Raw genomic sequence first — 6,725 nt, 5'->3', positions numbered from 1 at the left:
TTTTAGTTCTTTTCACAATGCTTAGCTGGTCACTTAATGCATTGGGAGTAATTGATGTTAAGACTGCAGCCTATAATATAGCTTCTAAAATACCCTTTTTAAATAACTATTTAATCAGTCGAGCTGAAATGACTCAATTGGAAAATAAAAACCAGGAACTTCAGCAGGCAATCACCATAAAAGATACAGAGATTGCTGAATTAGAAGCCCAGGTTGAAGATTTGAGAGCAGAAATTGATGAACGGGATCAAGTAATTGCTGAAATTCAAAGCGATTATAATGAACTTCTGGCCAATAGAGAAGATAAAGAGGCTAAATATGAAAAAGTTGCTGAGATTTACCGCCGGATGGAGCCTGAAGCAGCTGCAGCTGTGATTATGCAGATGGAGCAGGGCCTAGCTGTAGAAATCATTTCTAGGCTAAAGGAAGACCAGGCAGCAGCAGTAATTGAGTCTTTATCACAGGATAGAGCAGCAGAGATTATGAGTATGTTGAGTCAGTAATAATTTCAATCTTAACCTATACTATTCTAAATTTAAACAAAACAGAAGTTTTAAATTAAATAACGATAAACAAAAATTAGATAAAAAGCACTGAAAGGAGGTGAGAAATTGAGAGAAGCCGCAATGATGAGCTTTTTTAGTCCGGCCCAGAAAAGTAATCCCTTGAATCACTCTAGCAAAAATTTAGCAAAAAGCAATAATGAACCACCACAAAAATCTTTTGCAAAGATCTTTTCTGAGCTATCAAAGACAGCTGACAAAAATCAAGAAAGCTTAAAATCCAGCAGCAGAAGTAATAAGTTGAAAATGAAAGAAAATGATAAGCAAAAAGTTAATGATTTAATCAAAAAAATGAAAGACCAGGGAAAAAGTCCAGCTGAAATCTTAAATTTAATTAGCTCTTTTGCTAAAAGTCAATTCAGTCAAAGCGAAACTAATGAATTTAATCAACTTTTTTCAAAATTAGATAATTCTAAAATAGATGCACTAAAAACTCAAATTAGTGATCTTTTTGGGAAAGGTGATTTAGCTACTAAGCAATCTGAAAATCTTTTTGCTGAAACTGAAAAAAATATTCTTTTAGTACTTGCTGATGAGTTGAATATCAATCTTGCCGAAGAGTTTAATTTAAGTGAAAAAGAAATTTCTGATTTGGCTCATGATTTGATTTATAAGTCTGGAGATTATAATTTGAGTTATGAAGACAGAGATAATGCTTTAAATAACTTTATTAATAAGCTTGAGACTTCAGCTTTAACTGAGGATTTAACGGATCTTAATAAAAATGATGATAAAGCTAATTTAATTAATCAAAAGCTAGAATCTTCAAATTTAAGTTCGATTGGCAAATCAGATTCAGAATTTAATAGTAATAGTAAAGCTTTGCTGAATGCTGAAATTAAAGATTCTGTTGAAGAACTTAGTGAATTATTAGCAAAACTTGAGTCTGATTTAAAAAATAACAAATTAACTGCTTTTGCCAATGATTTAGCTGATTTAGAAAAAAGTGAAGCTGATATCTTATCAATGAGCGAAAAAAAGCTTCTAGTCCAGGAATTTAACCAAAAATTAAATAGCTTGTTAAAGAAGTTAGATAAAACAAGTTTTATCAAATCTAAAAATGCAGATCTCGATTTTGAAAATATAGAAAACAAAATTAAGGACACTTTGGCTTTAGGGTCTAAAAATAATTTGTTTGAGGATAGTCAAAACTCGACAGAATATTTAAATTCTCTAAATGAAGTCTTAGCTGAGCTAAAATCATTAGAAAAAGAATCAAAGCCTAAAACTGATATTTCTAATAAACTAAATGAGCTAAATGTTAATCTTAAAAATGAGAAAGATGGACAACTTTTCAATTTAAACAAAGATAATCTTCTTCGTAAAAATAATTTAGAACTATTGGTTAACCACAGTCAAAAAGGGGAAACTGATCTAAATTCTAAAGAACAAGATACTTTGTTTCAGCATCTTAATATAGCAGAAAACCAGGGAAATGATCTTCAAACTGGAGCTGATTTTAAATTGGAGGGTTCTAAAGATCTATATTCTAAGGTTGATTTACGCTCTCAGATAGCAGAAAAATTTGAAGGAAGCTATTCTGCTGATAAAAAAGAGTTACAAATACAGCTTGAGCCTAAAAGTTTAGGTAAAGTTGATGTTTCCTTAAGTTATGATAATGATAAAATTGTTGGAAAAATGATAGTTGAAAGTGAAATTATTAGATCACAGTTAGAGGATATAATTAGTGGACTCAAAAAAGACCTTGTTAAACAGGGTATTAATATTGAACAATTTAAAATTGAAACAGCAAAAAATTCTCCTCAGCAAGTAGAAAAAAATAATAATTTCTTTTTTGATGATCAACAATCTGCTTTTAGTGATGGAGATACAGGTCATAATACAGAACATGATCAGAGAAGTTTTTTTCAGGGCCTATATTATACTAAACAAGCGGAAAATTCTAATTTAAGTCAAAGTGGAATGATAAACTCAATTAAATTAGACAATATTGAAATTAAGGCTAAAGATTCAATTGATCTTTTAGCTTAATTTAAAGAGGGAGGTACATTAATGAGCGAAATATCTGGTTTAGTTGCTTCGGATACTTCTCAATATGAGGTAGCAGAAAATGATCGTACTACTTTGGATACTGATGGTAATAGTTTAGGTCAGGATGCTTTTTTTAAGATACTTATAACTCAACTTCAAAATCAGGATCCCTTAAATCCGATGGAAGATCGGGAATTTGTTTCTCAGATGGCTGAATTTAGCTCACTTGAAAAAACTGAGAAGCTATATTCACTACTTGAAGACAAATTAAGTTCTAATCAGGTAATTGAAAATAGTCACTTGATTGGCAAAGAAATTAATTCTGTAACAGAAGGAATAAAACAAAATGGGATTGTTAACTCAGTTAAATCCTTTGACGGTAATACCTATGTTGTTTTAGAAGATGATATTGAAGTTAATATAGAAAATATTAAAGAGGTAAAAAATGTAGAGGTTGACGGTGACAATACTGAAGCTTAAATGAGGTGTTTAATAAAATGGATAATAGATTAAAAATAAATCAGCCAATAAATCCTATCCATAAGAATAAACAGCAAAATAATTCTGTTAATAAACAACAGAAATCAGAATCTCCGTCATTTAAAGATATAATGGCAGAGAAAATTAATGATAAAGAAAAGCTATCATTTTCTAAGCATGCGAAAAAAAGAATTGATTCTCGTTCTATTCCAGTTTCTAAAACAGAACTGAATAAATTAAATAACGGAGTAGAAAAGGCAAGAAATAAAGGAGCAAAAGATTCTTTAGTTATGGTTAATAATGTAGCTTATATTGTCAGTGTAGAAAATAATACGGTGGTTACAGCTGTAGATGAGGCAAGCATGGATGATAATGTATTTACAAATATTGATAGTGCTGTTTTTATGAAGTAACTGATAATATGAAGTAAGCGATAAAAACTGTGGATATTTAAAAAAATATTGAAAAGTAAAATGAACTAAAAAATATTTATCTTAGTTCAAATCGGATATGAGCTGGACCTTTTTCAGGGGGCTCTGTTCTGCTGTCGATTACAGTGGGACTCCGATATAATCTGAAGGAGGAAATAATAGATGTTAAGATCGATGTATTCAGGTGTTTCAGGTTTAGATGTGCACCAGCAAATGATGGATGTAGTAGGTAATAATATTTCAAATATAAATACTACTGGTTTTAAAGGAAGTAGAGTTACTTTTAAAGAAATGCTTAATCAAACTATTCAAAATGCTTCTGGATCCAGTTCACAAAATAACTTAGGTGGTATAAATCCTCAACAAATAGGTTTAGGAGTTAGTGTTGGTTCTATTGATGTTAACCACAGCCAGGGTAACAGACAGAATACCGGTATTTCTACAGATCTTTCTATTGATGGTAATGGTTATTTTATTTTAAATGATGGTGCAGGTAACCCTTATTATACACGTGCTGGTAATTTTGGTATTGATGACGACGGGTATTTGGTTAATCCTAGTAATGGATATAAGCTTCAGGGTTATGCAGCAAATGAGGCAGGAGAAATTCAGGATGCCCTTGCTGATTTACAGTTAAATATGGAAACAGCTAGTCCTCCTAAAGCTACAACCGAAATGAATGTTGGAGGAAATATTAACAGTGTTATCTCTGATGGAATTAAATTTTCTACCAGTAATGATGTTTATGATTCCTTAGGGAACAAACATACAGTTAAAATGAATTATGTGCGGGAGATTGGTACGAGTTTGACTGGAAGTGCTACTATTGGTACTAATGAGATGACGATTTCTCAGCTTAAGTCATTTGATTCTTCAATGGCAGGTTTAAAAATTAATTTTAATAATGTTGCCGATGAAGAATTTAACGTTGATTATAATGGTTCAGATACTTTGAATATTTCTTGGGACTTTACTAAGGCTGACCTTGCACCTGAAGACATGAAGGAAATAGAGGATGCAATAAATCAAGAAATGATGGAGGCTGGCAAATCAGCATTATTGGAGATTGGTTATGACGGAAATAATGACGATTTTGTAAGTGATATTCAAACTGTCGGTTCAGCTGCTTTAACTTTAGACTCACCAATTTTTGGAGTAGGCGGAAATGAAGGTAGTTTATCTATCAGTCAAGACTTTAACAATCCATCTGCAGAATTAAATGGAATGCCAATTGTATTTGCAGATAATGATGGGACATTAGATGGTAGTTATAATCAGGAAGATAATAAATTAACTATTTCCGGTGATTGGGATAACTCAAATAATAGTGCTCCAAGTGATTTTTCTGAAATTGAAGCAAAAATTAATGAAACACTCGAAAATAACGCTATTGATGGTAGAATTACAATGGCAGATGGTAGTTATGCTGCTAATAATATTGCAAATAAAGATAGCTTGACTTTAAACGCTTCCAACACGTGGGATTGGAATGTTGGAGATGTGTCAGGGACTGCTGGCACACCTTCTGGAGGAGGGCAAGTTGTATTTGACAGTAGTGGTAAAATTATTGGTGGCCAGACTGATGAAATTTCATTTAATCCAGTTGAAGTTGGTTCTGGACAAGAGAATAACAAGCCGGTATCTCCACAATCTATTGATATAAATTTTGCTGGAGAAGAAAATCCACTGACCCAGTTTGCTGCTGATACAACATTAAATCCTTTTTCAGTCAATGGTTATGCAAGTGGAACTTTAGAAGATTATTCGATTAATAACTCAGGAGAAATAGTTGGAAGTTTTTCTAATGGTCGCAATAAATTGTTGGGGCAGTTATCTCTTGCTAGTTTTGGAAATCCGGCCGGATTAAATAAAGCTGGCGATACAATGTTTTCTGAATCAGAAAACTCAGGGACAAAATCTGTAGGTAAAAGTGGTTCTGGTAAGTTTGGAAAGATTATTAGTAATTCTTTAGAAATGTCAAATGTTAATTTGTCAGAAGAATTTACTAAAATGATCACAGCTCAGAGAGGTTTCCAGGCAAGCTCAAAATTAATTACAACTTCAGATGAAATGTTACAGGAATTAGTTAACTTAAAAAGATAAATGGAATTAAACTTTCAGGCTGAAATCTTTTTGGGTTTCAGCCTGAGAGATAATTATAATTAAGGAAGTGTATGATGATTAAATTGACCAGGACAAGCGGGCAAAATTTCATATTAAATGCTGAACTTATTTTAGAAGTTCAGGAAACTCCGGACACAGTAATTACCTTAAGCAATGGAAAAAAACTGCTTGTTAAGGATTCAGCAGCAGATATAGTCGAAAAGGTAATAAGTTATAGACAAAAAATTATGGCCGGAATTACTAGAACAGGGGAGAGATCTTAAATGGATTTAGCAACAATAATTGGTTTAGCAGCAGGAGCAATAATATTTAGTGCAGTAGCAGTACTGGGCGGTAATGTAATAATCTTTGTCAGCCTTCAGTCTGCCCTGGTAGTTCTAGGTGGTACCCTGGCCGGTGTAATGATCAGTTATACTTTCAATGATTTAAAAAACATTCCAAATTTATTAAGAGTATCATTTGAAGATGATAAAATGGAATCAGAACATATAATTGAAAGCCTTGTTAATTTTGCTGAAAAAGCAAGACGAGAGGGACTTTTAGCTTTAGAAGATGATGCAGCAGAAATGGAAGATGAGTTTCTGCAGAAGGGAATTCAGTTAATCGTTGATGGTACTGATCCTGAATTGGTTAGAAGTATCTTAGAAACAAAATTAACTTTTTTACAGGAACGCCACACAAAAGGAAGAGGTATCTTTGCTACAATGGGTCAGCTGGCACCTGCCTTTGGTATGATTGGTACTTTAATTGGTTTGGTTCAGATGTTAAGTCAGCTTGATGACCCGACTCAGTTAGGATCCGGAATGGCAGTAGCTCTAATTACAACTTTATACGGTGCTTTGTTAGCAAACTGGATATTTATACCCCTTTCTAAAAATTTAGAAACACAAAGCAACCACGAAATCCACGTTAAAGAAGTTATGATTGAAGGAATTCTTTCTATACAGGCTGGTGAAAACCCAAGAATTGTTAAAGAAAAACTTCATGCTTTCCTCTCTGAAGGGGAGAAAGAAGAGGTTGAAGCCAGAATAAACGAAAGTGGAGGGGTGGGAATAAGGGAAAATGCCTCTTAAAAACAAGAAACACAAAAAGGAAGATGATGGTGGTGGATCTCCTGCTTGGATGACTACTTTTG

The 6,725-nt window shown here is 32.8% G+C and carries 7 protein-coding genes; all 7 read left to right on the top strand.

The features are described from left to right. Positions 1 to 503 (top strand): MotE family protein (locus CI949_RS14860; protein ID WP_290767692.1); only part of this gene is annotated, 503 nt, incomplete at its 5' end. 108 nt (positions 504 to 611) lie between these two features. Next, complete coding sequence (locus CI949_RS14855) at positions 612 to 2,555, top strand: flagellar hook-length control protein FliK (RefSeq protein WP_290767690.1); 1,944 nt, start codon at positions 612 to 614, stop codon at positions 2,553 to 2,555. Between the two features lie 21 nt (positions 2,556 to 2,576). After that, on the top strand, positions 2,577 to 3,035 hold the full coding sequence (locus CI949_RS14850; RefSeq protein WP_290767689.1) for a flagellar hook capping FlgD N-terminal domain-containing protein: 459 nt from the start codon (positions 2,577 to 2,579) through the stop codon (positions 3,033 to 3,035). Between the two features lie 17 nt (positions 3,036 to 3,052). Then, positions 3,053 to 3,448, top strand: a complete 396-nt coding sequence (locus CI949_RS14845; protein WP_290767687.1) for a TIGR02530 family flagellar biosynthesis protein — start codon at positions 3,053 to 3,055, stop codon at positions 3,446 to 3,448. Between the two features lie 180 nt (positions 3,449 to 3,628). Continuing rightward, complete coding sequence (locus CI949_RS14840; protein ID WP_290767685.1) at positions 3,629 to 5,569, top strand: flagellar hook protein FlgE; 1,941 nt, start codon at positions 3,629 to 3,631, stop codon at positions 5,567 to 5,569. A gap of 74 nt (positions 5,570 to 5,643) precedes the next feature. Then, positions 5,644 to 5,853, top strand: a complete 210-nt coding sequence (locus CI949_RS14835; RefSeq protein ID WP_089720269.1) for a flagellar FlbD family protein — start codon at positions 5,644 to 5,646, stop codon at positions 5,851 to 5,853. Further along, complete coding sequence (locus tag CI949_RS14830) at positions 5,854 to 6,663, top strand: motility protein A (RefSeq protein ID WP_290767682.1); 810 nt, start codon at positions 5,854 to 5,856, stop codon at positions 6,661 to 6,663. Positions 6,664 to 6,725 lie beyond the last annotated feature (62 nt).

It is taken from the genome of Halanaerobium sp. (genome assembly GCF_003070835.1).
Note: the sequence above shows the minus strand (reverse complement) of the source record. Positions and strands in the feature narration are given on the sequence as shown.

Bases quoted from the DNA above. Each gene is read 5' to 3' on its own strand.
- CI949_RS14850 (WP_290767689.1), top strand. From the start codon at position 2,577: ATGAGCGAAATATCTGGTTTAGTTGCTTCGGATACTTCTCAATATGAG.
- CI949_RS14845 (WP_290767687.1), top strand. From the start codon at position 3,053: ATGGATAATAGATTAAAAATAAATCAGCCAATAAATCCTATCCATAAG.
- CI949_RS14840 (WP_290767685.1), top strand. From the start codon at position 3,629: ATGTTAAGATCGATGTATTCAGGTGTTTCAGGTTTAGATGTGCACCAG.
- CI949_RS14835 (WP_089720269.1), top strand. From the start codon at position 5,644: ATGATTAAATTGACCAGGACAAGCGGGCAAAATTTCATATTAAATGCT.
- CI949_RS14830 (WP_290767682.1), top strand. From the start codon at position 5,854: ATGGATTTAGCAACAATAATTGGTTTAGCAGCAGGAGCAATAATATTT.